Source organism: Stutzerimonas kunmingensis (genome assembly GCF_014764705.1).
Lineage (GTDB): Bacteria > Pseudomonadota > Gammaproteobacteria > Pseudomonadales > Pseudomonadaceae > Stutzerimonas.
The window spans coordinates 1-626 of record NZ_JACXXG010000104.1; the positions used below are offsets into that span (position 1 = coordinate 1).

1 rRNA gene is annotated in these 626 nt (G+C 56.1%); it reads left to right on the top strand.

The features are described 5' to 3' along the window. A 5S ribosomal RNA gene (gene rrf, locus IEG05_RS23130) occupies positions 1-116 on the top strand. Positions 117-626 lie beyond the last annotated feature (510 nt).

Here is a 626-nt window from a genome sequence, read left to right on the forward strand (position 1 = left end):
CTTGACGACCATAGAGCGTTGGAACCACCTGATCCCTTCCCGAACTCAGTAGTGAAACGACGCATCGCCGATGGTAGTGTGGGGTCTCCCCATGTGAGAGTAGGTCATCGTCAAGCTCCTTTCCCAAGCCCCCGACCCGCGTAAGCTGGTCGGGGGTTTGCTTTTGCGCTGAAGAAATATCTATCGAGACAGCCAAGGCTGCTTCCGGCTCGGCGTGTAGAAGGATGGCTGAATAGTGCGGGCGGCAGGCTGAGGCCGTGCAGGACTTGTTGTGGAGCCTGTCTGCCTGCGATCTATCAAGAGTCGTAGTCATGCCTTCGGATAGCGCCGATGCTGAAATCAGCCGTTGCCGTTTTCTGTTGACGAACGGTTGCGCGACAAGCCGCGGGCCGGTTTGCCCTCTGGTGGCTATGAGTTGGCACCCAGCAGATCGGGTGCCAAAAACAACGTATCGATAGTCCCGCTTGGTCGTTCACTGCTACTGAGTGTCGTCTTCGTCGTAAGCGTTCATTCCAAGACATCCTGCCATCCCGCTGACTTCCGCCCTAGAGTGACCTCGCATTCAACAACGCGAGGTTATTTCCATGAGAAAACACCGCACCGCAGAACAGTGGCAAGTCCTAATC